This window comes from Peptostreptococcus sp. MV1, from assembly GCF_000758885.1.
Classification (GTDB): Bacteria; Bacillota; Clostridia; order Peptostreptococcales; family Peptostreptococcaceae; genus Peptostreptococcus.
Window position 1 is genome coordinate 39587 of the sequence record NZ_JRNB01000067.1, and the last position, 24366, is coordinate 63952.

General features: G+C 39.3%; 24 protein-coding genes. 23 read left to right on the forward strand and 1 reads right to left on the reverse strand.

From position 1 onward, the window contains the following. Positions 1–2 precede the first annotated feature (2 nt). From HMPREF1639_RS05385 to HMPREF1639_RS05470, 18 genes are all read left to right on the forward strand, one after another. Positions 3–656, forward strand: coding sequence for a bifunctional adenosylcobinamide kinase/adenosylcobinamide-phosphate guanylyltransferase (locus HMPREF1639_RS05385; RefSeq protein ID WP_036764188.1), 654 nt, complete (start codon positions 3–5; stop codon positions 654–656). Positions 657–748: 92 nt separating this feature from the next. Beyond that, positions 749–1519 (forward strand): adenosylcobinamide-GDP ribazoletransferase, encoded by a 771-nt coding sequence (gene cobS / locus HMPREF1639_RS05390; RefSeq protein ID WP_036764190.1) that lies wholly within the window; start codon positions 749–751, stop codon positions 1517–1519. Between the two features lie 4 nt (positions 1520–1523). Continuing rightward, the gene (locus HMPREF1639_RS05395) at positions 1524–2162 is read left to right on the forward strand and encodes a histidine phosphatase family protein (protein WP_036764192.1); all 639 of its coding nucleotides are present in this window, start codon (positions 1524–1526) and stop codon (positions 2160–2162) included. A 109-nt stretch (positions 2163–2271) separates the two neighbouring features. Further along, entirely contained in the window at positions 2272–3849 is a 1578-nt protein-coding gene (locus HMPREF1639_RS05400; protein WP_052045431.1) for a cobyric acid synthase, read from the forward strand. 62 nt (positions 3850–3911) lie between these two features. Beyond that, on the forward strand, positions 3912–5282 hold the full coding sequence (locus tag HMPREF1639_RS05405) for a cobyrinate a,c-diamide synthase (protein ID WP_036764196.1): 1371 nt from the start codon (positions 3912–3914) through the stop codon (positions 5280–5282). Positions 5283–5284: 2 nt separating this feature from the next. Then, the gene (gene cbiB, locus HMPREF1639_RS05410; RefSeq protein WP_052045432.1) at positions 5285–6382 is read left to right on the forward strand and encodes an adenosylcobinamide-phosphate synthase CbiB; all 1098 of its coding nucleotides are present in this window, start codon (positions 5285–5287) and stop codon (positions 6380–6382) included. Between the two features lie 64 nt (positions 6383–6446). Continuing rightward, a complete protein-coding gene (locus HMPREF1639_RS05415; RefSeq protein WP_036764198.1) occupies positions 6447–7541 on the forward strand; it encodes an aminotransferase class I/II-fold pyridoxal phosphate-dependent enzyme in 1095 nt (364 codons plus the stop codon). Then, the gene (locus HMPREF1639_RS05420) at positions 7538–8422 is read left to right on the forward strand and encodes a GHMP family kinase ATP-binding protein (protein ID WP_036764200.1); all 885 of its coding nucleotides are present in this window, start codon (positions 7538–7540) and stop codon (positions 8420–8422) included. The genes HMPREF1639_RS05415 and HMPREF1639_RS05420 overlap by 4 nt, the downstream gene beginning before the upstream one ends. A gap of 4 nt (positions 8423–8426) precedes the next feature. Next, complete coding sequence (locus HMPREF1639_RS05425) at positions 8427–9065, forward strand: cobalt-precorrin-8 methylmutase (RefSeq protein ID WP_036764201.1); 639 nt, start codon at positions 8427–8429, stop codon at positions 9063–9065. Positions 9066–9148: 83 nt separating this feature from the next. After that, a complete protein-coding gene (gene cbiD / locus HMPREF1639_RS05430; protein ID WP_036764242.1) occupies positions 9149–10348 on the forward strand; it encodes a cobalt-precorrin-5B (C(1))-methyltransferase CbiD in 1200 nt (399 codons plus the stop codon). Between the two features lie 53 nt (positions 10349–10401). Next, positions 10402–11043 (forward strand): precorrin-6y C5,15-methyltransferase (decarboxylating) subunit CbiE, encoded by a 642-nt coding sequence (gene cbiE, locus HMPREF1639_RS05435; RefSeq protein ID WP_036764202.1) that lies wholly within the window; start codon positions 10402–10404, stop codon positions 11041–11043. After that, the gene (locus HMPREF1639_RS05440; protein ID WP_036764204.1) at positions 11033–11599 is read left to right on the forward strand and encodes a decarboxylating cobalt-precorrin-6B (C(15))-methyltransferase; all 567 of its coding nucleotides are present in this window, start codon (positions 11033–11035) and stop codon (positions 11597–11599) included. The genes cbiE and HMPREF1639_RS05440 overlap by 11 nt, the downstream gene beginning before the upstream one ends. Next, positions 11599–12348: a cobalt-precorrin-4 methyltransferase gene (locus tag HMPREF1639_RS05445; protein WP_036764206.1), complete on the forward strand. Its 750-nt coding sequence runs from the start codon at positions 11599–11601 to the stop codon at positions 12346–12348. The genes HMPREF1639_RS05440 and HMPREF1639_RS05445 overlap by 1 nt, the downstream gene beginning before the upstream one ends. 20 nt (positions 12349–12368) lie before the next feature. Further along, positions 12369–13544, forward strand: coding sequence for a cobalt-precorrin 5A hydrolase (locus tag HMPREF1639_RS05450; RefSeq protein ID WP_052045433.1), 1176 nt, complete (start codon positions 12369–12371; stop codon positions 13542–13544). 72 nt (positions 13545–13616) lie between these two features. Continuing rightward, the gene (gene cobJ, locus HMPREF1639_RS05455) at positions 13617–14342 is read left to right on the forward strand and encodes a precorrin-3B C(17)-methyltransferase (RefSeq protein WP_036764208.1); all 726 of its coding nucleotides are present in this window, start codon (positions 13617–13619) and stop codon (positions 14340–14342) included. Continuing rightward, positions 14339–15103 carry a precorrin-6A reductase gene (cobK, locus tag HMPREF1639_RS05460; protein ID WP_036764210.1) on the forward strand — a complete coding sequence of 255 codons (765 nt, stop codon included), beginning with the start codon at positions 14339–14341 and terminating at the stop codon, positions 15101–15103. Before cobJ ends, cobK begins: the two co-directional genes overlap by 4 nt. An 8-nt stretch (positions 15104–15111) precedes the next feature. After that, positions 15112–16665, forward strand: a complete 1554-nt coding sequence (locus HMPREF1639_RS05465; protein WP_036764212.1) for a cobalt-factor II C(20)-methyltransferase — start codon at positions 15112–15114, stop codon at positions 16663–16665. Positions 16666–16870: 205 nt separating this feature from the next. After that, entirely contained in the window at positions 16871–17740 is an 870-nt protein-coding gene (locus HMPREF1639_RS05470; protein ID WP_052045434.1) for a sigma-70 family RNA polymerase sigma factor, read from the forward strand. Between the two features lie 75 nt (positions 17741–17815). On the opposite strand, the gene HMPREF1639_RS05475 is transcribed toward HMPREF1639_RS05470, so the two are convergent. Then, positions 17816–18343 (reverse strand): Gx transporter family protein, encoded by a 528-nt coding sequence (locus HMPREF1639_RS05475; protein ID WP_036764213.1) that lies wholly within the window; start codon positions 18341–18343, stop codon positions 17816–17818. Between the two features lie 229 nt (positions 18344–18572). Between HMPREF1639_RS05475 and pepF the strand changes: the two genes are divergently transcribed. From pepF to HMPREF1639_RS05495, 5 genes are all read left to right on the forward strand, one after another. Beyond that, the gene (gene pepF, locus HMPREF1639_RS05480; protein ID WP_036764215.1) at positions 18573–20360 is read left to right on the forward strand and encodes an oligoendopeptidase F; all 1788 of its coding nucleotides are present in this window, start codon (positions 18573–18575) and stop codon (positions 20358–20360) included. 13 nt (positions 20361–20373) lie between these two features. Next, the gene (locus HMPREF1639_RS09555) at positions 20374–20496 is read left to right on the forward strand and encodes a hypothetical protein (protein ID WP_278244228.1); all 123 of its coding nucleotides are present in this window, start codon (positions 20374–20376) and stop codon (positions 20494–20496) included. Positions 20497–20688: 192 nt separating this feature from the next. Next, positions 20689–21504: a class I SAM-dependent methyltransferase gene (locus tag HMPREF1639_RS05485; protein ID WP_036764217.1), complete on the forward strand. Its 816-nt coding sequence runs from the start codon at positions 20689–20691 to the stop codon at positions 21502–21504. 300 nt (positions 21505–21804) lie between these two features. Continuing rightward, the gene (gene glpK, locus HMPREF1639_RS05490) at positions 21805–23307 is read left to right on the forward strand and encodes a glycerol kinase GlpK (RefSeq protein ID WP_036764219.1); all 1503 of its coding nucleotides are present in this window, start codon (positions 21805–21807) and stop codon (positions 23305–23307) included. Between the two features lie 348 nt (positions 23308–23655). Next, positions 23656–24363, forward strand: coding sequence for an ABC transporter ATP-binding protein (locus HMPREF1639_RS05495; RefSeq protein ID WP_036764221.1), 708 nt, complete (start codon positions 23656–23658; stop codon positions 24361–24363). Positions 24364–24366 lie beyond the last annotated feature (3 nt).

Genomic DNA, 24366 nt, shown 5'->3' on the forward strand with positions numbered 1-24366 from the left:
GTATGGCGAGGATAATTTTAGTAACCGGTGGGGCTAATTCAGGTAAGAGCAAGTTTGCAGAGGACATCTGCCTGGGACAGCCTGGAAGAACTAATAACATAGAAGATGAAAGTAAAAATAAGATAGTTGATGACAAGAGACTAGATGCTCGTGATATAGGGAAAAATAATAAGGTTCTATATATAGCTACTGCCAAGATACTTGACTATGAGATGGCAGAAAAAAAGAAAAAACACCTGGATAGAAGGGCATCCTATGGTTGGGATACACTAGAGGCCTACAGGGATTTTGACAGGTTTTTTAGAGAACAATCCATCTTGGACAAGGCCTATGATTTTATCTTATTTGACTGTCTGACCATGATGGTGACAAATATATTGTTTAATGACAATATGGACTTTGATGCAGGTGATAAGGAACTTAGGCTAGAAAAAGAAAGACTCGTTTTTAGGGAGATAGACAAGCTATTAGACCTGGTAGAGGACCAGGACCTAGATCTAGTATTTGTGACAAATGAATTGGGTATGGGCTTAATAGGAGACTCCAGCCTATCCAGATACTTCTTGGAGTTGGCATCCAAGCTCAACAGGTATATAGCTGATAGGTGTCAGGCCATGTATTTTGTGGTATCAGGTCAACCTATAAGGGTTAAGTAGTTGGTCAAATATAATATATAAAAGGTATAATTGGTATGTCTATATTAAGAGATGTAATATATAGCTTACGATTTAGTTGGAGGTGGTCGAGCATGAGATTTTTGAATATACTTCAGTTTTTGACTAGAATAAGTATTAAAAATGACCTAGGCTACGACCCACATATGGAAAGGGGAATTGTATATTTTCCGGTGGTTGGAGGCCTAATAGGCCTGATACTAGTGGTGGCTAACGGGGCATTTGAGTGGATTTTTTCTGGTATAGATAATATATACCTCCAAGCCTGCCTAGTTTTACTGTTGGAAGTAGTATTGACTGGGGGATTGCATATAGATGGTTTTGGCGATACCTTTGACGGTTTTTTTTCATACAGGCCTAAGGATAGGATTTTAGAGATAATGAAGGACCCAAGGCTGGGTACCAATAGTCTACTGGCCATAGTATTTTTACTTGTTTTTAAGCTAATATCTATGGCAGTCTTGATAGACTACAATATGGCCTGGTGTATAGGTTTTATGCCACTGGTCGGACGCTTGGGGGCAGTCTTTATGACATACAAGACTAGGCCTGCCAGAGAAAATGGTATGGGGAATATGTTTATAGGAAAATCTAGCCTGACAACATTAATTTTGGCGAGTATATTTTCTCTATTGGCAGCAGGGGTCTTGACGTATTTTAGCCAGCCTAATCCCTACATATTTACATACCTACTAGGAGCCATAGTCCTCACATTTATCTTGACCAAGCTACTTGTGAGGTCTAGCTATAAGAAGATAGGTGGTATCACAGGGGATGTACTGGGCTGTGGAATTGAACTTAGTGAGATTGTATTTTTGATATATATTTTGATTGTAATGAGGTGATAGAATGAATAAATTGATATTGGTTAGACACGGGCTAACCGTAGACAACGAGCACAAGAGCTTTTCGGGTTTTAGTGACTGTGACCTTAGCCAGGTTGGCAAGGCCCAGGCTCAGGGACTGTGTGAGTATTTGAAGAGGTATGAGGTAGACAAGATATATACATCAACTCTTAAGAGGACAGTTCAGACAATTGAGTCCTATGCTGACTACAAGGGCCTGGAAATAGACAGGAGAGACGGCTTTAGGGAAATGAATTTTGGACTTTTTGACGGTCTCAACTATGACGAGATAAGGGAGAGATACCCTCAAGAGGCTGAGAATATGATGGTTTCTAGTATAGGCTATAGGTTCCCTGAGGGAGAGAATCTGGAGGAAATGTACCGGAGAAATGCCAGGGAACTGGATATGATAATAGATGAAAATAAGGATAACGACAAGAATATACTAATTTGTTCGCATATGGGGACTATAAGGAATATCCTATCTCATTTGCTGACTAAGAGTCTGGATATCCATTGGAATTTTAGACTTCAAAATGCAACGATAACAATATTGGATATGTCAAGTGGCTTCCCAATGATTGAATTAATGGGATTTGTACCTTATAGTGAAGATTTAATAAGAGACCCTTATAGGTCATAAGTTTAGAAAGAGTATCTTTATAGGTTACATAGTATAGGTCTTGAACATATGCAATTGGATGTGGAATATAGGTCTAGACAATAAGATTGTGAAGGGAGGGGTAAGACTTTTGAATAATATAATGTTTCAGGGGACTGCATCAAACGTAGGTAAGAGTATAATATCAGCAGGAATCTGTAGGGTCCTATGGCAGGATGGATACAGGGTAGTCCCCTTCAAGTCACAGAATATGTCCCTCAATTCCTATATAGACAAGTATGGTGGAGAAATGGGAAGGGCCCAGGTATTTCAAGCGGAGGCATGTCATATAGAACCGAGAGCCTATATGAATCCAATCCTTCTAAAGCCATCCGGAAATCATATGTCCCAACTTTTAATGAATGGTAGACTTGTAAAAAATATATCCTCTAGTGACTACCAGGCTATGAAGCCTGACCTAGTACCTTGGTTGGAAGGGGTCTATAATATGATCCAAAAAAAATATGATATTGTAGTCCTAGAAGGAGCAGGTAGTCCAGTAGAGATAAATATAAATAAATTGGACATATCAAATATGGCCATGGCCAAGATAGCAGATTCACCGGTTGTCCTAGTGGCAGATATAGACCGAGGGGGTGTATTTGCTTCGGTAGTTGGAACCCTCAGCCTTATGTCAGATGAGGAAAGGGCAAGGGTCAAGGGGGTCATAATCAACAAGTTTAGGGGAAAGAAGGAATACTTTGAAGAGGGTGTCAGGATCTTGGAAGATATCATCAAGATACCTGTTCTGGGAGTAGTACCATATCAAAAGCTGGGCATAGAAGAAGAGGATGGGGTAAGCTATAAGATCTACCATGGCTCTAGACAAGCTTATAGGCCTGATACGATAAATGTGGCTGTCCTAAAGCTGGACCATATGTCCAACTATACTGACTTCAATATATTTGAGCATATAGAAGGGGTAAATCTCTCCTATGTATCCCTAGACCAAAATTTAGCTTGTTACGATTGGAAGGAAGGTTGGAAATTTCCAGATATGCTACTTATACCGGGTTCAAAAAATACCCTAGGAGATATGGAGACCTTGAACCAGTCGCCAATGAAGGACCAGGTGATGGCCTATGCCGAGGAGGGTGGTTTGCTTATTGGTATATGTGGTGGCTACCAAATATTGGGCCAGAGTATAAAGGATGATCATGCCCTTGATGGTAGAGGTGGCAGTGTCAAAGGTTTGGGGCTTTTGGATGTATATACGGTTTTTGGCAAGGAAAAAAAGACCAGTCAAGTCAAGTGGTCATTTGGAGACGAGGAAGGATATTTTTCTGGACTGGGAGGCAGTCAGATAGAGGGCTATGAGACCCACTTGGGGACAAGTATTCCTCTTGATGAAAAAAATAGGGAAGTTGATAAAGTCGATAAAATAGATAAGGAACTTGAAGCAAAACACGAGAAAAAGGAAGATGAGGGTCAAAATTATATAATTAGGGATGGTCACATAATGGGGACCTATTGCCATGGTATATTTGATTCGTCTGAATTTTTGTCAGGGCTATTGAATAATATTGCCAAGAAGAAGGGTTTGGATAAGAAGATAGATGTAAAAAATTACAAGTCTATCAAGGAGGCTGAGTACGACAAGCTAGCTGACCTAATAAGAGAAAATGTAGATATGGAAAAGATCTACAAGATAATATTTGAAAGTAAATAAAGATATAAAAAGATATGTGTGATAAATTAAAGTGTTTATAGGAACACAGATTGAAGGTAAGTATGAAGAAGATTGTAATTGCAGGAACAGGAAGTGGAGTGGGCAAGACTACTATCAGCCTGGGTATAATGAAGGCCCTGGTAAATAGGGGCAAGTCAGTACAGCCTTTTAAGGTGGGACCAGACTATATAGACCCTAGCTATCACAAATATGTCACAGGAAGGCCATCTAGAAACTTAGATTCCTATATGTTGGATGAAGATCAGGTCAAGTATGTTTACAGCCAGGCATCTAAGTCAACTGATATATCAATAATAGAGGGAGTAATGGGTTTATATGATGGATTAGGTATCGACATCAACAAGCATTCTACATCACAGATAGCAAAGACATTGAAGGCACCGCTAATACTAGTTTTAGATGCCAAGGCTATGGGGGCATCAGCTGCAGCTATGGTTTTGGGCTACAAGCAACTTGACAAAAATGTAGATATAGTCGGTGTAATCGCCAATAATGTCAGGACCAAGAGACACTATGAGATAGTCAAGGCATCAATTGAGAAGTACTGTTCTCTAGAGGTCTTGGGATATCTTCCACCGGATGATGAAATTAGTTTGGAGTCCAGGCAGCTGGGCCTGGTTCCTAGTCAAGAAATGGAAAACCTAGACAAAAAAATAGATAGAATAGGTCAATTGGTTGAAGAATATGTAGATGTAGATAGGATTATAGAGCTATCAGAGAGTGAGGCAGTGACATCTAGCTTTGAGCTAAGTATGTTTGTAGAGGACCCGGATGTATTGGATTTGGCAAGGGATAAAAGGATGGCAGTGGCCTATGATAAGGCCTTTAACTTTTATTACCCTAGTAATATCGAACTCTTGAAGTCTATAGGCGTTCAGTTGAAATTTTTCTCTCCATTGGAAGATGAATCTGTGCCGGATGCTGACATAATATATATTGGTGGTGGTTTTCCAGAGGTATTTGCAGGCCAATTAGAGGCCAACAAGTCTATGAGAGAAAGTCTCTATAGGGCCTATGAAGCCAACAAGCCCATATATGCAGAATGTGGTGGCTTGATGTATTTAGGAGAGGACTTGCTAGACTTAGAAGGCAATAGCTTTCAGATGGTAGGTGCTATAAAGGGGCACAGCAAGATGGAAAAATCATTAAAGAGGTTTGGCTATTGTCAGGCTACTGCCAAGGAAGACAACCTAATAGCCTACAGGGGTCAGCAGATTTGTGGACACGAATTCCACCATTCGAGCTTCCATTCAGACCTTGATACGGCCTTTGATATAGAAAAAATAGTAAACGGACAGGTTATAGATAGGTGGGAGGGTGGATATTTTTCAAAGAACACCCTAGCAAGTTACCTGCATATCCACTTTTATAATAACTTGAGTCTGGTATGTTACCTATTGAGTAGGGTCTAGTTATGCTAGATCTTTTTAAGAGTAATTCTGGGGGAAATTTTTTACTAGTTGCTGTCTTGTCATTTTGCTTGGACCTTTTAGTAGGTGACCCATATTGGTTCCCACATCCAGTTATATTTATGGGGAGGCTAGTGGCATATCTAGAAAAGAGATTTAGAAAAATATTATCTAAACCATCTATAGCAACTGACCTAGACAATATCAATGGTATAGATAAGTACAGATACAAGCCATATGGGTATAGTAACAATCAGGTCAAGAATAGGTCCAGGTGGATGAAGGCATCAGGTCTAGCCATATGGATAATAGTGGTGGGAACTAGTTCACTATTGGCCTATATATGGTTTTACATATTTGATTTTAATATGTATTTAAGCCTACTTATGTCGACTATAGCCTTGTCTACCTGTCTTTCTACAAGGTGTCTGGCAGCTGAGGCGGGCAAGATATACAAGGCCCTTGACAAGGGGGATATAGACTTGGCCAGAAAGCAGCTGTCATATATAGTTGGCAGGGATACTGGAAACCTGGACCAGGCGGATATAATAAGGGCTACGGTTGAGACGGTTGCTGAGAATACTGTTGATGGTACTTTGGCACCTATGTTTTATTATTTCTTGGGTGGACTAGGCATGGCCTTTGCCTACAAGGCAGTAAATACTATGGATTCTATGCTAGGCTACAAGAATGAAAAGTACAGGGATATAGGATTTTTTCCAGCTAGGCTAGATGACCTGTTTAACTATATACCAGCCAGACTATCATTGATATTTTTTATAGTGGGTAGTATATTTTTGGGTTATGATTTTAGGGCTTGTATGAGGATTGGTATTAGGGACAGGAAAAACCACACCAGTCCAAACTGTGCATATCCAGAAGGGGCTGTAGCTGGAGCTCTTGGAATAAGATTGGGAGGAACCAATGTATACTTTGGTCAGGAGGTATACAAGCCAAGCATAGGAGATGCCAATAGGCCCCTAGACAAAGAAGATATAATAAAGGCTAATAGGCTCTTGTATGCTTCTAGCCTTGTGGGACTTTTATTTTTCCTATTGGTCTATATACTATTTAGACACCTACTTAGAAATATAGTAGTATAGGGGACTTTGTTTTTCACGCTGGTTCATAGACTGGCGGACTAGTCATTATAAATATGGAGGGACTATGTTGGGACATGGGGCAGATTTGGACAAGATAAAAAGAAAATATAGGATAGATGGACCCATTATTGACTTTAGCTCAAATATAAATCCATCCATTCCAGATGGACTGGCTCATATGCTGGTAGCCAATATAGACTCCTTGAGGGCTTACCCTGACATCGAGTATATGGAGCTGAGAAATACAATTGCAGCCTATATTGGTGGCCTAGGACCAGAAAATATATGCGTAGGCAATGGGGCAAGTGAGCTAATATTCCTGTTTATGAAGTCGATCAAGGGAAGTCTGGTAATTATAGGGCCGACCTTTTCTGAATATGCCAGGGCTGCCCAGATATCGGGTTTGGATTACAGGATTGTGAGTATGGATGTCAAGGGTGACAGTTTCGAATTAGCTGGGCTTGACAGGCTGGATGCAATAGGGGACCTAGAGGCTATAGTTGTCTGCAACCCAAATAATCCAGATGGAGGCCTAAAGGACTTATCAAGTCTAGTGAAGTATTGCCATTCGAGGTCAGTCAAGCTCTTGGTGGATGAAACCTTTATAGAGTTTTGTAGGGACTATGATGACTATACCTGCCTAAACTACGATTATGAGGATATATTTGTCTTGAGGGCCATGACCAAGTTTTATGGTATGCCAGGCCTGAGGATGGGTTATCTTTTAAGTAAAAATAAAGACTTTGTTGGTAGATTATATAGTATAAAGGAGCCTTGGACTGTTAACTCCATGGCTGAAAAAATAACGATAGAAGTGCTAAAAAGAGAAGTTGAAAATTCCTATACATTTGGGGAGAATACCAGGTCTGCCTATGAAAAAGAGAGGGCCTATCTAGTGAGGGAGCTTGATAAAATCAAGTTAATAAGGGTATATAGGACGGATTCTGCTTTTATCCTATTTGAGATGGACAAGGCGCTCCCTTACACATCTGCTAGTATCAAGGATTGCCTGATAAGACAGCATTCAATTTTGATAAGGGATGCCAGCAATTTTTATGGACTAAGTGATAGGTTTATCAGGTTGGCTATAAAGGATAGGAAGTCTAATGAAATACTTTTAGATGCTCTTTTTAGTATATTTGGAGGGGGAAACCTATGAAGAAGGGGTATGGAACCTGTCCAGCGACGTGCGGAGAGTTGGTTCAAGGTTATTCGAATAAAACAGAATGTATTAGTTCCTACTGCATTGATGTCTTTTCAAGGGCAATAGTGACTGAGGGGGCTGGTATGTCAAATAAATACACAAAGAATAAGAAAAAGTCAGTTGAGGCAATAGGCCAGGTCTTGGACTTTTTTGATATAGATAGGTCATGGATGGACAAGCTCAGCCTGTCTATAAGGTCTAACATACCTACAGGCAAGGGTATGGCTAGTTCTACAGCAGATATAGGGGCTAGTATAATGGCCATTCTTGACTACTTGGGTGAGGACATGGAGCCCAACTTGATTTCAAAGATGGTTGCCAATATAGAGCCCACTGACTCAATCTACAATGAAAATATATGTATCTTTGATCCAGTAAAGGGTCAGGTGGTAGATGAGCTGGGCAGGTTGAATATCAAAAAGGTACTGATACTAGAGCCAGCCTTTAAGATAAATACTGTTAGGTTGAGGATGAGACAGGACTACTACAGGTGTCTAAGTGAAAATAAGGAACTGACTAGTCAGGCCTTCAAGAAGCTGAAATACGGCGTAGAGAATGACAATATGGAATCAATTAGACAGGCCTGTGAGACCAGTGCCCTGGCCAATGAAAATATCAAGTCAACGCCTTATTTAAGAGAATTAATCGAACTGGCTAGAGATTGTAATTATGGTTTTTTGAATATTTCACATACAGGATCTGTAGTTGGCATAGGACTTGATACTGGCACAGATATAGATAGATTGGTATATGAAATAAGGAATTCCGAGATTTCTAAAATATATAAAAGGCAGTATGTAAAGAAGGTAATTGATGGAGGTTTGAGAAGGAGGTAGACCGGTGGACTATATAAAAAATCCAGGTAAAATTGAAGAAAAGAGCTTTGAAATTATCCAGGCTATAATAGATGAGACTAGGCCTGACTATAAATTTTCATCAAGGATAGAGGAACTGATAATCAAGAGGGCTATTCACACGACAGCAGACTTTGATTATTTAGATATTTTAAAAATCTCAGAAGGGGCAGTGGAAACAATAGTCCATGCCCTAAAAAATGGTGCAACTATATATACGGATACAAGCATGGGCCTAAGTGGTATAAACAAGAGGATCCTTGACAAGTTGAAAGTTGGATATAGGTGTTTGATAGCAGACCGGGCAACTATAGACTTGGCCAAGGCCAAGGGGATTACCAGGTCTATGGCGGCTGTAGAGATAGCAGCTCAGGATAGCAATGACAAGATATTTATATTTGGAAATGCCCCAACAGCCCTTTACAAGGCTATAGAAATGAATGAGGAAGGTCTTTTAAAGACGAGTGCCATAATAGGGGTTCCGGTTGGATTTGTAGGAGCAGAGGATTCCAAGGAGGCCTTAATGAATAGCCAGATAGAATATATAGTATCTAGGGGTAGAAAGGGTGGTAGTAATTTGGCTGCAGCCATTATAAATGCGATACTCTACCACTATTTTATGTAGGGGATGTATTCTTGCTAAGGCTAGCTAGTTTAGCTTGTTGTTGACTGGTATATGGATATATAAATTAGGGTGGTGACTATATGATAGATGAGTTTGTATATGTGGATGGAAAAAAGTACAGGAGGGGCTATACTACAGGATCTTGTGCCTGTGGGGCAACTAAGGCCTCACTTAAAGTTCTCTTAGAAAAGTCACCCATAGATAGGGTGAGGATAGGGACACCCAAGGGAATAGACCTAGACCTTGCAGTTGACAATATTAGCCTAGGTAAGACCTGGGCCCAATGCTCTGTCAAAAAAAACGGGGGAGATGATATAGATGCAACTCACGGTATGGATATATTTTCCAGGGTTGAGCTGGTAGGTCCGGACTCCTTGCCTTATTTTAGGTCAGATCTAGATTCGGATTATCTGGTCATCACATCAGGACAGGGTATAGGAAGAGTAAGCAAAAAAGGCCTGGACGTAGCCATTGGCAGGCCAGCCATCAATAGGGTTCCCCTAGAGATGATAGCTAAGGAGGTCCAAGAGCTAATAGATGAGCTGGGGCTTGATATCTATGACTACCTAGGTGGACGAAAAATACTGGTGACTATATTTGCACCAGAGGGTCAGGCAATAGCCAAGAAAACCTTTAATAGCAATTTAGGCATATTAGGAGGTATATCCATTATAGGTACTAGTGGCATAGTTGAACCCATGAGTGATGAAGGCTGGAAGAAGGCCCTATCTGCAGAGTTGGCTATCAAGAAGGTAGAAGGTAGGGATGCTATTGTTTTGGTTCCTGGAAATATAGGCAGGAATATAATGGTTGAGTCCTACGGTGTAGACCCAGATGAAGTTGTGAAAATGAGTAATTTTATAGGATATATGTTGATGGAATGCAAACGTTTGGGCTTTGCTAAGATCAGGATAGGTGGTCATATAGGCAAGCTGATAAAACTGTCTGCAGGCATTACTAACACCCACAGCAGGGTGGCAGATGCCAGGAGGGAGATAATGGTGTCAAACCTAGCCCTACTAGGAGCACCACTAGACCTATTAAAAGAGGTTGATGCTTGCCTGAGTACAGATGCCATGGTGGATGTCATCAGGTCTAGGGGCTATAATACCGTCTTTCAAGTGCTGGCAGACAAGGCCCTTGCTAGGGCGAGGCAATATATGAGGCTAGGGCAAGATGAGACTGTGGATATGGAAGTATATTTGTTTTCTATGGATGGAGGCCTCTTGGCAAGGTCGGCTAGTAAGGACAGTGTAGTTGTCGACGCCTATCCAATAAGGTGATTTTTTGAAGTGATTTAGAATTGTGTGGTGACTTGTCTACGAAAGGAATTTGTATGGTATACGTTGTAGGAGTAGGTCCGGGTTTGGGTCTTTACCTGACTAGGGCAGGAGAAAATATAATAAAAAAGGCCAAATTGATAATTGGCGGTGCAAGGAACATAGATTTTATAAGGTCCAGCCTAGGTATATCGAGTGACCAAGAGGTCTACAGCTTGGGAGCAAACCTAGCTGATATGATGGACAAGATAAGGGCCTGTATGGACGAGGATATAGCAGTCCTAGCTTCAGGTGATCCATCGGTCTATGGTATAGCAGACTATATCAAGAGAAATATGTCAGAATGCCAAGAACTGGAGATAGTGCCAGGTATAAGCTCTATCCAGTATGCTTTTTCGGCCTTTCAAATACCTATGAATGACCTATATATATCTAGTAGCCATGGAAGGCAACCGGATTATGACCTTATATTTATGCATGACAAGGTGGCCATCCTGACAGACTCTAAGATAGGTCCTAGGGAGATAGCCCAAGAAGTCAAAAAAAGAGGTCTAGGTTATACTTTTTATGTGGGTGAAAACCTGTCATACCCAGACCAGAGGTTGACTGTAGCTAATGCAGACCATATATTGGATAGACAGGCCTATGATATGTGCCTAGTAATACTGGTTAAGTGGAGAAGTGAAGATGAAGAATAGTGAATTTATAGTTGGCAAGGTGCCTATTACCAAGGAAGAGGTCAGGGCCATATCTCTGGCGAAATTGGACCTTTCAGAGGCTGATAACTTTTTGGACGTAGGATCTGGAACGGGTAGTGTGACAGTTGAGGCAGCCTTGAAAAATAAGGGCATAAGAGTTATCTCAATAGAAAAGGATCCGGTGGCCCTTGATCTGACTAGACTTAATATAGAAAAATTTAATCTGAAAAATGTGGTTCAAATTGATGGCCTAGCCCCCCTAGACCTAGAATTGTATGGATTGAAGGATAAGTACCAGGCAATATTTTTAGGGGGGACTGGCAAGAATCTAGGGAAAATTTTGTCATGGTCTTATGAAATACTGGACAAGGGTGGCAGGATAGTATCTAATTTTATACTCTTGGAAAATGCAGTCGAGTCTTATAGACTAATGAAAGAAATTGGATTCAAAAATGTAGAACTAGTCCAGGTAGGAGTATCCCTACTTGAAGAACTAGGAGGGGGGCACTACCTCAAGCCTAGAAATCCAATCGTAATTATAAGTGGAGAAAAGTAATGGAAAAAATATATTTTGTTGGAGCAGGTCCTGGTGACAAGGAATTGATTACTGTGAAGGGACATAGGCTCTTGAGTCAGGCAGATATAGTAATATATGCAGGTTCTCTGGTAAACCCAGACCTACTTGACTATTGTAAGCTAGGGGCTAGGATATACGATAGTGCAGGTATGAGCCTGGAAGAAATTATAGCTATAATGGAAGAAGGGGCCAAAAAGAACATCTTAGTAGTAAGGCTACAGACGGGTGATATATCCATCTATGGTTCTATTAGAGAACAGGCAGAGGAGCTAAAAAAGTTGGGAATAGAATATGAATCGATACCAGGTGTAAGCTCATTTTTGGGGGCTGCAGGAGCCCTAGGCCTAGAGTATACTGTGCCTGAAGTATCCCAAAGTCTAATTATCACCAGGATAGAAGGTAGGACTCCAGTCCCTAAATTTGAAAGTCTCAAGTCATTTGCAGTCCATCAAACGTCAATGGCTATCTTTTTATCCATCCAAAATATAGGGGGTGTAGTTGATCAACTGGTAGAGGGTGGGTATCCCATGGATACGCCAGTAGCAGTGGTCTACAAGGCAACTTGGCCGGACCAGGAAGTGGTAAGAGGCTCCTTGGCTGACATAGCTGACAAGGTCAAGGCAGCAGGTATAAAAAAGACGGCCCTAATTTTGGTGGGCAGGTTTTTGGGACATGAATACAAGTATTCCAAATTATATGATAAATATTTCAGCCACGAGTACAGGTAATCAAAATAGGTGTTGCTATGATGATTAAATATATATATTTAACAGACCAGTCAAGGAAGCTTGCTGAGAGGATAAATGAAAGCGTGACTGATCATATCTTGATGGATATTGACAATAAGTATGGAAATAAAAAAAACAAATATGGAAAAGGCATTAAAAGAGGTGGCTGCCTTATTTCATATAGAGATTTCAAGAAGGATTCGGCGAGGATATTTGCTGAAGCTGACTGCCTAGTCTTTATAATGGCAAGTGGTATAGTGGTTAGGGCAATAGCAGGCCTCTTGACCGATAAATTTAGGGACCCAGCAGTCCTAGTTGTGGACGAGTTGGGTATAAATGTCATCAGTCTCCTGTCTGGCCATATGGGTGGAGGAAATGATTTTTGTAGGATGATAGCTGCTAGGATAGGTGCAAATCCGATAATTACAACGGCTACTGACATCAATGGCAAGTCTGCCTTTGATATGCTTGTGAAAAAGATGTGGGCAAATGTGGATAATATCAGGGACCTCAGCCTAAAAATAAATTCATCCCTCCTAAGAGGTGGGGACAACTATATCTATATAGACCCAGACTACAGGGACTACTTTGCAGAGGAAGAACTATCGGGCTTCAAGATAATAGATTCAATAGGAGACCTGGCTCTGATAGGCCTTGAGGGTATAGATAAAAATGGTCTAGAAGATAGGAGTCAGATAGAAAATATATTTGATAAGACTAATGTGGTCAGTCTTAGTAATAAAGATAATGAAAATAAGATAGTTATCAGTGACAAGTCCTATATTTGTCACTATGCTGAAAAACATGGTCTAGTCCTGGTAATTCCAAGAAGGAATGTACTGGGGATAGGTTGTAGAAAGGATACTGATTCGAGCCTATTTGAAGGGCAAGTATTGGAATACCTATCAGGCTATGATATAGATGTGAGGTCAATTGGAAGGGTGGCTAGTATAGACCTAAAAAAGGACGAGACTTGCATAGGTGACTTTTGTGCCAAGTATGGGATAGAGAGTGACTTCTTTGCCCCCCATATCCTGGCCAATTATGAGGACCGGTATGAAAAGTCAGATTTTGTAAAAAAGACTATTGGAGTCTATTCTGTAGCCCAGCCAGCCTGTCATATCCTGTCAGGTGGAAGGCTACTAGGACAGATGTACAGAGGCAAGGGTATTACCCTGGCTCTGGGAAGAAGATAATATAAGCAGGCTTTTATATAAATAAAATTGGCTAGTCTCAGGATAAGATTAGGTTTTAAGAAAGGAAATAATATGATATATGTAGTTGGGATAGGGCCAGGAAATAGGGAACATATGACCCTAGAAGCCCTTGAAACTATTGAAAAATGCGATGTAATAATAGGCTACAAGACCTATATAGGCCTGGTCAGGGAACTGATAGTAGGAAAGACAGTCCTAGAAAATGGGATGAGGCAGGAGGTCGATAGGTGTAAGAAGGCCCTAGACTTATCGAGTCGAGGCCATAAGGTGGCCCTCATAAGTGGTGGAGATTCTGGTGTGTATGCCATGGCAGGATTGGTTTACGAGTTGAATTCCAAGTTGGACAATAAGGAAGAAATAAGGGTAGTCCAGGGAGTTACATCAAGCATATCAGCAGCAGCCAGCCTAGGTGCCCCGCTCATGCACGACTTTTGCCAGATTAGCCTGAGTGACCTGATGACAGACTGGTCACTGATAGAAAAAAGGATTGAATTAGCTGCTATGGCAGATTTTGTTATCTGCATATACAACCCCAAGAGCAAGGGTAGGCCAGACCATTTGGAGAGGGCCTTTGAGATAATGGCAGAGTATAAGCCAAGGTCTACACCTGTAGGCATAGTAAAAAATGCTGGCAGGCCTAATGAAGAAAAGTATATAATGACATTGGAAAGTATGGATTTTGAAATTTGTGATATGTCTACCATGATAATTGTGGGTAATAAAGAAACATATATTGATGGAGACAAGGTAATAACTCCAAGGGGGTATGGGATATGATATTGGTCTTAGGTGGGACTTCGGATAGTTTGAAGATATGTGATAGGTTAAATGAAATAGGTATAAGTGACTTTGTCCTATCAGTGGCAACTGAATTTGGTAGAGACTTGGCCCTAGAGCACGCAAAAAATATAATAAATGGCAAGATGGACAAAAAAGAAATGATAGAATACATCAAAGACAAGGAGATCAGGCAGGTAATTGATGCTACCCATCCTTATGCAATTGAAGTTTCTAGAAATGCAATAGAGGCTTGTGACCAGACAGATATCAAGTATATTAGGTTTGAGAGGAAGTCGCTTTTGGATGAGATCAAATACCAGCAGGAATATGTGGTAGATACTATAGAAGAGGCCTGCGATATGGTCATGAAAAACAAGTCTTGGGAAAATGTACTTATAGCTACTGGTAGCAAGAATCTAGCTACCTATGTCAAGCTCCTTAAGGGCAAAAAGCTATTTGCCAGAGTCCTCCCAACCAGTGAAGTAATCAGGAGTTGTGAGGCCATGGGCCTAAATGCAGACAATATTATAGCCTTGAAGGGGCCTTTTAGTAAGGACATAAATGTGGCCCTACTTAAACATTCCAAGATAGAGGTGGTAATTACCAAGGAAAGTGGCTTTGCAGGTGGTTTTATTGACAAGATAGAGGCTTGTGAGGAGTTTGGAATACCAGTCATTATAATCAGGAGAAGGACCATAGATTATCAGAGGATGATACATGATATAGACGAAATAGAAGAAAGTTTGATATTTGGCTAGGAGGGAAGATGGAAAAGAAAAATAATGAAAAGGCCTTGTTAGTTATTAGCTTTGGGACTTCACATATGGATACGAGAAAGAAAACTATAGAGGTTTGCGAAAGAAAGTTGATGGATGCCTTTCCTGAATATGATTTTTTTAGGGCATGGACATCCAAGATGATTATAAAAAAACTAAAATACAGGGACAAGGAGGAGATACTTTATCCGAGTCAGGCCCTAGATATGCTCCTTGAAAAGGGCTATAGGGAGGTATACATCCAGTCTCTCCACCTTATCTGCGGTGAAGAGTACAATAAGATGGTGAATATAATAGACAATTACAGGCACAAGTTTGACAAGCTTGTAGTAGGTAGGCCCCTGCTTACAAGCTTGGATGACTATGACTATGTGACCGATTTTATAAGAGATGTCAGCTTAGAAGATACTGAGCATGATGTGAATAGGTCTGCCAGTGTGTGGATGGGGCATGGAACTGGGCATATGGCCCACTCTGCCTACGCAGCTATGGACTATAGGCTGAGTAGGAGGTCTATCAAGGCCTATATAGGTACTGTAGAAGGGTATCCAGAACTGGAGGATATAATATTTTTCCTGAAGAAGGATGGAATAGAAAAACTACACCTTAGACCCTTTCTCCTGGTAGCAGGTGACCATGCAAAGAATGACATGGCAGGAGATGATGAGGACTCTTGGCTAAATATATTGAAAAGAGAAGGATTTGATGTAGAGGTCCATATGGAGGGGATAGGTGAGTTTGTACCTGTTCAGGACAAGTTTGTAGAAAATCTAAGGGATGCAATTGAGGAAGAAAAAAGCATGGGTCAGGCTCAAGAAGCTGACAATACTGAAAAAGGGAAGTTCTATGGCATAGGTGCTGGACCGGGAGATAGTCAGTTGATGACCCTAAAGGCTATAAAAACTATAGGAAAGCTAGATATTCTTTACCTACCTAAGGCTAAGATGGGTGGGGATAGCACAGTCAAAAAAATAGTAGCCCCTTATCTGAAGTCAGACCTAGTCTTGAAGGAAAGGCACTTTCCAATGTCTTTTAATAGCCAGGAAAAAAGAAAATCATGGGATGCTATTTCAAGAGAGATAATGGACGATGTGAAAAATGGCAGGCAGGTTGGCTTTGTTAGCCTTGGTGATCCTATGTTGTATTCTACTTATATCTACCTATTGGATAGGCTGGTAGACCAGGTTGAGGTAGAAACAACAGCTGGACTTAGTTCTTTTTCCAACATAGCAGCCTCAAATAATTTCCCTCTGGCTATGGATACCGACTCAATGGTGGTATACCCGTGCACATCTAGTATGGAAGATATATCGAGAATCCTAGACTCTTTTGACACTATTGTCTTGATGAAGGTATACAAAAAATGCAGAGCCATAATAGAAATGCTGGAAGACAAGGGCCTAGCAGACAAGTCCATAATGGTATCTAATTCATCTATGGAAGGTCAGCTAGTATATGGGGATATCAGTCAGGCTAAAGACCTAGACAAGTACTCTTATTTTACTACAATAATCATAAATAAAAGAAGATACCAAGAAAAATAAATAATAATTATAAAAAAATTGTGAATCTGTATATACTTATAGATAAACAATTTTTTTGTTGCGATGAATGTATAGGGAATAATAAAAAAAGTTATGAATTTTTTTGAAAAAAACGTTCACCTTTTTTGTAAATAGCCTATAATGATATGTAGAACGATTATCTATAATATATAATATTAATAATACATTTTAGGAGGCTGTTTTTATGGTTGAGTTGAATGAAGAAAAAATTATTTCAGAATTTATGACTAATAATGGATATAAGGCTTTGTATAATGGTCAGGATGTAGACATAGCTTCTATAGATATGGATGATTTAAAGGATAGATTTTTGCTCATGAGATCAATTAATGGAGACAAGGTAGCAAGGAATAAATTTATACTAGGTAAAATTGACTATATAAAGAAGATAATAACAAGTGATAATGAAATAAAGAATTTTAAGTCAAGAGGATTGGACGATGAAGATCTTTTTCAAACGGGCGTAATCGGAGTTATTTCTGCAATAGATAAGTTTGATTTTAGGCCAGGAGTCAAGGTTAATACATACATAAATAATAATGTGAAATATAGTATTAAGAATACATACAGAAAATATGGATCGATAAGTGTATCAAGAGAAGCAAATTCTATATATAGGATATGTTCAAAAGAAATGGATTTGTTGGAAGAAAAGATTGATTCAAGAAAAATACTCGAATTATCAAGGGAAACCAATATACCTCCTTCAAGGCTAGTCTATGGTATTATGGCAGTCAAGAACAGGAATTGTCAATACAGATATGACAACGATGGTTTTCTAGATGCTGACCTTGTATCTACTGAAAAATATTTCCGTAAGGTTTTGATGAGTTATCTAGAGGAGAAAGAACGTAAATTTAATTTTTGGTTGATTAATGAATCTATCGCAAAATTGGAAGAAAAAGAAAATTTGGTTATCAAAGAAATCTATATAAACGACAAAACTCAGAAACAGGTGGCTGATCAACTGGGGTGTTCGACAACATCTGTTGGAAATATCAAAAAGAAAGCTATTGAAAAAATAAGGTATATGATGAGAGATTTAGATGATTAATTAAGAGGAATACTTTGACCAAAAATTTACAGCAGGTAAAAAATACCTGCTGTAAATTTTTGATTAAATAATATTCTAAGGATTAAATCTTAGGCTATGTTTCTTGAATAGGGGGTCAGTAAAGTTAACAACTATACCTATAAATATACCCGTAGCAAGTGAGGCTCCGAGCATGACAGGTAGGTAGGTCATCATAGTTAGATTTTCTATCATGGCACTGGCAACCAGTAGCTGTCCAATATTGTGCATGATGGCCCCAAAGACGCTGATACCGACTTTTGAAAATCCACTTATCTTGATTGCTATGTACATACCAAATAGGCTGAGGTAGGCACCGGCTATGCTGTATAGGAGAACGGTAGCGGCACCTGCGAATATTGATGATAGGATGACTCTAGCACTTATTATTTTGAAGGTATCCTTGAAACCAAAATTCAAGAGGCATAGCATGGTAATTATATTACTAAAGCCTAGCTTAGCTCCTGGGAAAAAGGCTATTAGTGGATTTGGTATAAGTTGCTCCAATAGGTATAGGGCCAAACTATAGGCTACCATAAGGCTATAGAAGACAAGTTTTCTAGTTTTTGAATGACTATTATTCATAGTGTTTTCCTTTCTATTTACTTATATAATTAATGTAGCAGTTTATGTGTTTTCTTGTATCATTAATTATTATACCATAGATTTGATGCTTGCATGAGAATTAGTTTTAAATGCTAGAAAAGAGTCAAGTCTATAGTAAAAATAAAGGTAAGTAGGGTATAATATATATTACGATAAGAATTAGTAATTGGTAAATATATAAAAGTAATATATAAAAATGGAGGTAAATATGGCAAGAGAGAGAATAGAAATTTCTAATGAATATAAATGGGATCTGGACAAGATGTACCCAAACCAGGAGGCGATGGAGTCAGATATATCATACATAGAAGAATCGCTAAAGAAAGTAGCTAGCTACAGGGGCAAACTATCTGAGTCAGTGGACAACTTCTACCAGGCCCTAAAGTTGATGGAGGATATTTCAAGAAAGATATCCCACTATTATGTCTATACACATATGAGGCACCATGAAGATACTAGGATAAATGAAAATCTGGCTGATTCTAGCAAGAGTGAGATGATGTCAACAGACCTAAGTAAGGCTACTGCCTATGTAGTTCCCGAGATAATAGCTATGGATGAAGACCTTTTGTCTTCCTATGTAAAAGACCAGAGGGTCGCCCACTACAAGAAGATGATAGACGAAATACTAAGAGACAAGCCTTATACCCTTAGCGACAAGGAAGAGGAAATAATGGCTGCAGTATCTGAATTGGCAGGTGTGCCTGAAAATACATATGAAATGCTATCATATGCAGATATGAAATTCCCAGAAATTACGGATGAAGATGGCAACAAGGTCAGGCTGGATATGTTTAACTACAGCAAGTTCATCAAGTCCAAGGTTAGGAGGGTTAGAAAGGAAGCCTTTGAGGCGGAATTTGAAACTTACAAGAAGTATTCAAATACCATGGCTGCTACCCTATTTGGAGGTATCAAGGCAGAGATATTTAATTCAAGTATGAGAAAGTATCCATCAGCCTTGTTTGCGTCACTTTATGCTGATAATATCAGCCTAGATGTATACAATAACCTGATTGAATCAATACATGAGAATATACCAGCCTTGGACAAGTATATTGGTCTAAAGAAGAAGTATCTGGGGCTTGACCAAGTCCATATGTACGACCTCTATGTTCCTATGGCCAAGGATTTTAAGATGGAAATTCCATATGAAGAGGCCCAGGAAATTATAATAAGAGCCCTAGAGCCTATGGGTCAAGCCTATGTGGACCTAATCAAGCGTGCCTTTGATGAGAGGTGGATAGATGTGTACGAAAATGAAGGCAAGAGGGGTGGAGCCTATTCATGGGGTAGTTATGATTCCCACCCATATATATTGATGAGCTACAACAACGACTTGAACTCAATGTTTACGCTTATCCACGAGTTGGGCCACTCTATGCATAGCTATCTATCACATGAGAGTCAGCCATACCTATATTCCAGCTACAAGATATTTGTAGCAGAGGTGGCATCTACTGTAAATGAGAACCTACTTATCAAGTATCTATTGAAGAATGCCAAGAGTGATGAAGAAAAATTGTACCTATTAAACTACTACTTGGAGCAATTTAGGACTACAGTATATAGGCAGACCCTATTTGCAGAGTTTGAAAAGATTAGTCATGAAAGGGTTGAGGCTGGCCAGCCAATGACAGCCAAGGACTTCACTGAGATATATTACGACTTGAACAAGTTGTACTATGGAGGTTCTTGCAATGTCGATGAATTAGTTGGGATAGAGTGGGCCAGGATACCTCATTTTTACTCTAACTTCTATGTCTACAAGTATGCGACAGGCTTCTCAGCAGCAACCGTTCTTAGCAATATGATATTAAATGAAGAAGGATCAGTGCCAAGGTATATGGACTTTTTGAGGAGCGGTGGTTCTGAGTATCCACTAGACCAGTTGAGGCAGGCAGGTGTCAATATGGAAGAAAAGTCAGCAGTTGACGGTGCCTTGAAGGTATTTGCCGACCTTGTTGATGAATTAGAAGCCCTAATAAGCAAGTAGTAGGTGGTGGCATATGGAAGCTATAAATTTTGAATTGATTGCAGGTGTGATGCTCTTTGTCATACTGATATCTATACAGCTGACACTAAACAAAATATTGGTCTTGCTCAAAGAAATCAGAGAACGTCAGAAGTAAGGCCAGCAGTAGGATGTACTAAACCAGTAAATTTCCCCACATTATATAGAGCAATTACAGGTACAAGAAAAGCAACTATCACAGATAAAATGGAATGAGTTAGAGATATACAACTAAGTGGGAAAGTGGTATAATAAAAATAATTAGTTTCACATAATTTGCAAAATAAAATGAGAAAGGAGGGACATGGAGATGAACAAAAATGAGTTGCTTAGTGGTGTTGCAGATACTCTATATATTCCTCTTATAGCAAGAGTTTATGCGTCTGAAAAATTTCCTGATTTTTTCTATGATGAAAAAGCATTATCCTTAAAACAACATATACCCACAAACAGTATAGAAAGTAATACTACTGAATATTTTTATATGGCAAGTGTTTGCAGACAACAAACGATGGACAAAAAAATTATTAGTTTCATCGAAAAAAACAAGGAATGTAATATTGTCTTTTTAGGGGCAGGATTGGAAACATCATATAATCGTATAAAAAATGTTAAAGTTAATTTCTATCAAATCGATTTGCCAGATGTCATAATAGTAAGAAAAAAAGTATTAGGAAATGCCGATAATGAAAGATTGATAGCAGGGGATATGTTTACTCTTGATTGGATAAAAGAAATAGATACTTCTTTGCCGACAATGATTGTAGTTGCAGGAGTATATCAATATTTTGATAAAGAAAAAAATGTAGATATGATTAAGGGCATGAAATCATTGATTCCTAACGGAGAATTGATATTTGACGCAACAAATTCCAAGGGATTAGAGCTTGCTAATAAATATGTAAAACAAACGGGAAATGAAGACGCACAAATGTATTTTAGCGTAGATGACCCAAAAGAATTTGCAAGCTGCACGAATACAGGGTTAGTAGGAGTTACAGGCTTTTTTGATGGAGCATTAAAGCATTGTAAGGGATTGAAATTAAAAACAAGAATATATATGTATTTTGCGGATAAGTTAAACAGAACAAAAATTATACATTTGAGTTTCCAACTCAATATCTAACTAATAAATTTTAATAAAACCAATAGCAAAACAGTAAATCAAAAAAAGGTTTACTGTTTTTTCTCGTCTAAAAGTGTAAATATCCTACAGGAAAAATCGTCCATAAATATAAAAAGGTATTTGACAAAATTTAATTCATCATGGCAGTCGTTTGCCTATAGTGATATAATTTAGGAGTAAGCAGGTATGAAAATTGGGAATTTAGGTACTTGTACTCGATTTATAGGATAGATAATAATGAGATAAGCAAATAATAGAACAAGCAAACAAGGAGATAAGCTAATAGAGAAAGGAGACATTATGGAAAAGTATATAATGTCATTTGATGCTGGGACAACTAGTTCTAGGGCAATCATTTTCAACAAAGAAGGTGAAATAATAAGTCTAGCTCAGAAGGAATTCAAACAGATATACCCCAAGGCAGGCTGGGTAGAGCATGATCCAATGGAGATTTGGGCATCCCAATCAGGTGTGGCTAGAGAGGTCCTGGAGATGTCTGCAATTAGGCCCGAGCAAATTTCGGCAATCGGTATCACAAACCAGAGAGAAACTACAATAGTTTGGGATAGGAAGACAGGCAAGCCTATCTACAATGCCATAGTATGGCAGTGTAGGAGGACAGCCAGCTATTGTGAACAACTCAAGTCAGAGGGATGGGAAGATACTATAAGGGACAAGACAGGACTAGTTATAGATGCCTACTTTTCTGCTACAAAGGTAGCTTGGATATTGGACAATGTAGAAGGAGCAAGAGAAAAGGCAGAGAGGGGAGACCTCCTATTTGGAACGGTAGATACTTGGTTGGTGTGGAACCTAACAAGGGGTAGGGTCCATGTAACCGACTATTCTAATGCTTCAAGGACTATGCTCTATAATATTAAAGAATTGAAGTGGGATGATGAAATCCTAGAAAAATTAAATATACCTAGGTCCATGCTACCAGAAGTCAAGGACTCTAGTCAGGTCTATGGACATACAGACCCGGCTACATATGGAGGGGCAAGGATACCGATAGCAGGTATAGCAGGTGACCAACAGGCAGCCCTCTTTGGACAGACTTGTTTTAGACCGGGTATGGTGAAAAATACATATGGAACGGGCTGTTTTGTCCTTATGAATACTGGTCAGGAAAGGATAAAGTCAAAAAATGGCCTACTGACTACAATTGCTTGGGGACTTGACGGACAAGTATCATATGCCTTAGAAGGGTCGGTATTTATTGCAGGTGCAGCCATCCAGTGGTTGAGGGACGAATTGAGGCTAGTCTATGATTCACCTCAGAGTGAATACTACGCCAACAAGATAGATGATACAGATGGAGTAGTTGTAGTACCAGCCTTTACCGGTCTAGGAGCACCCTATTGGGATATGTATGCAAGAGGTGGAATATTTGGATTGACAAGGGGGACAAAGAGGGAGCACCTAGTCAGGGCAACTCTGGAATCACTGGCCTACCAGTCCAAGGACGTAATAGAAGCCATGCAGGATGATTCAGGTCTACCCCTAGCATATTTGAGGGTAGATGGAGGGGCATCAGCCAACAATTTCCTGATGCAGTTCCAGGCAGATATGCTGGATACGGAAGTTCATAGGCCAAGTACCCTAGAGACCACTGCCCTAGGAGCAGCCTATTTGGCAGGACTTGCAGTTGGATACTGGAATGACCTAGATGAGATTTCCAAGGATTTCTCTATTGATAGAAGATTTATACCTCAAATGCCAGAGGAAAAGAGGGCCAAGAATTACAAGTATTGGAAAAAGGCCATAGAAAGAACAATGGATTGGGTAGATAGGGAAGAATAGTAGTTTCTCCTTACCTTGACCTTGATAGCAATTAATTCTAGCCAATTCTTTTACTTTATGGCTACACTGGGTTTCCTTGCTTATAATATTAAAAAAATCAGATCCCAAACCAAAAGTGCAATTTGTCTAGGAAAGATTAAAATATTTATCAGATTATAGTACAAATTTTAAGTTGATTTACAGTAGATATTTGCGACAATAATTGCCACGGGACAACAAATATATTGAAAATCATTATGCTTTGATATACAATATAAATAAGAACTATACTTATTTTAAGTAATAATAAAATACAGATTGATTTTGTGAGTTTAAATAGTATTTATTTTTGTAGAGGAGGTTGTGTCAGTGAGTGGAAATATAATAGAGTTTTCAAATTTAAGAAAATCTTATGGTCAGGGAGATAGCAGGATAGATGTTCTCAAAGGTATTGACTGTAAGATAAAAAGAGGATCGATATGCACTTTATTGGGGCCATCAGGCTCTGGAAAATCAACCCTTCTAAATATTTTGGGAGGCATAGAGTCTTTTGAAGAGGGGAGTGTTATAGTTGACGGACTCGAGTTGAATAACCTGTCAAAGGATGATCTGTTGAGATATAGGAGAAATAAATTAGGTTTTGTTTTCCAATTCTACAATCTAGTTTCAAATCTGACTCTAAGAGAAAATATAGAAGTGGGGGCATATTTAAGTCAGGAAGCTCTGGATATAGATGAGTTGATGGAAGTTCTAGGTCTGACAGACCACCAAATGAAGTTTCCAAATCAATTGTCAGGTGGCCAGCAACAGAGGACTGCCATAGCTAGGGCCTTGTCAAAGGGGCCAGCCATACTACTATGCGATGAGCCTACGGGAGCTTTGGACTACAAGACTGCCAAGGACGTATTGGAGATGATACAAAAAATAAATAAAGAATACAAAAGCACCATTATAATTGCTAGTCATAATATTGCTATTGCCCAAATGTCACATGAAGTTTTGAGTCTTCATGATGGCACTATTTTGGAACACAAGATAAATGACAAGCTAGTAGATGCTAGAGATTTGGTTTGGTAGGTG

Bases quoted from the DNA above. Each gene is read 5' to 3' on its own strand.
- pepF (WP_036764215.1), top strand. From the start codon at position 18,573: ATGGCAAGAGAGAGAATAGAAATTTCTAATGAATATAAATGGGATCTG.
- cbiB (WP_052045432.1), top strand. From the start codon at position 5,285: ATGCTAGATCTTTTTAAGAGTAATTCTGGGGGAAATTTTTTACTAGTT.
- cobS (WP_036764190.1), top strand. From the start codon at position 749: ATGAGATTTTTGAATATACTTCAGTTTTTGACTAGAATAAGTATTAAA.
- cbiE (WP_036764202.1), top strand. From the start codon at position 10,402: ATGGTATACGTTGTAGGAGTAGGTCCGGGTTTGGGTCTTTACCTGACT.
- HMPREF1639_RS05450 (WP_052045433.1), top strand. From the start codon at position 12,369: ATGATTAAATATATATATTTAACAGACCAGTCAAGGAAGCTTGCTGAG.
- HMPREF1639_RS05405 (WP_036764196.1), top strand. From the start codon at position 3,912: ATGAAGAAGATTGTAATTGCAGGAACAGGAAGTGGAGTGGGCAAGACT.
- cobK (WP_036764210.1), top strand. From the start codon at position 14,339: ATGATATTGGTCTTAGGTGGGACTTCGGATAGTTTGAAGATATGTGAT.
- HMPREF1639_RS05440 (WP_036764204.1), top strand. From the start codon at position 11,033: ATGAAGAATAGTGAATTTATAGTTGGCAAGGTGCCTATTACCAAGGAA.
- HMPREF1639_RS05415 (WP_036764198.1), top strand. From the start codon at position 6,447: ATGTTGGGACATGGGGCAGATTTGGACAAGATAAAAAGAAAATATAGG.
- HMPREF1639_RS05475 (WP_036764213.1), bottom strand. From the start codon at position 18,343: ATGAATAATAGTCATTCAAAAACTAGAAAACTTGTCTTCTATAGCCTT.
- cobJ (WP_036764208.1), top strand. From the start codon at position 13,617: ATGATATATGTAGTTGGGATAGGGCCAGGAAATAGGGAACATATGACC.
- HMPREF1639_RS05420 (WP_036764200.1), top strand. From the start codon at position 7,538: ATGAAGAAGGGGTATGGAACCTGTCCAGCGACGTGCGGAGAGTTGGTT.
- HMPREF1639_RS05445 (WP_036764206.1), top strand. From the start codon at position 11,599: ATGGAAAAAATATATTTTGTTGGAGCAGGTCCTGGTGACAAGGAATTG.
- HMPREF1639_RS05385 (WP_036764188.1), top strand. From the start codon at position 3: ATGGCGAGGATAATTTTAGTAACCGGTGGGGCTAATTCAGGTAAGAGC.
- HMPREF1639_RS05470 (WP_052045434.1), top strand. From the start codon at position 16,871: ATGGTTGAGTTGAATGAAGAAAAAATTATTTCAGAATTTATGACTAAT.
- HMPREF1639_RS05395 (WP_036764192.1), top strand. From the start codon at position 1,524: ATGAATAAATTGATATTGGTTAGACACGGGCTAACCGTAGACAACGAG.
- glpK (WP_036764219.1), top strand. From the start codon at position 21,805: ATGGAAAAGTATATAATGTCATTTGATGCTGGGACAACTAGTTCTAGG.
- HMPREF1639_RS09555 (WP_278244228.1), top strand. From the start codon at position 20,374: ATGGAAGCTATAAATTTTGAATTGATTGCAGGTGTGATGCTCTTTGTC.
- HMPREF1639_RS05465 (WP_036764212.1), top strand. From the start codon at position 15,112: ATGGAAAAGAAAAATAATGAAAAGGCCTTGTTAGTTATTAGCTTTGGG.
- HMPREF1639_RS05485 (WP_036764217.1), top strand. From the start codon at position 20,689: ATGAACAAAAATGAGTTGCTTAGTGGTGTTGCAGATACTCTATATATT.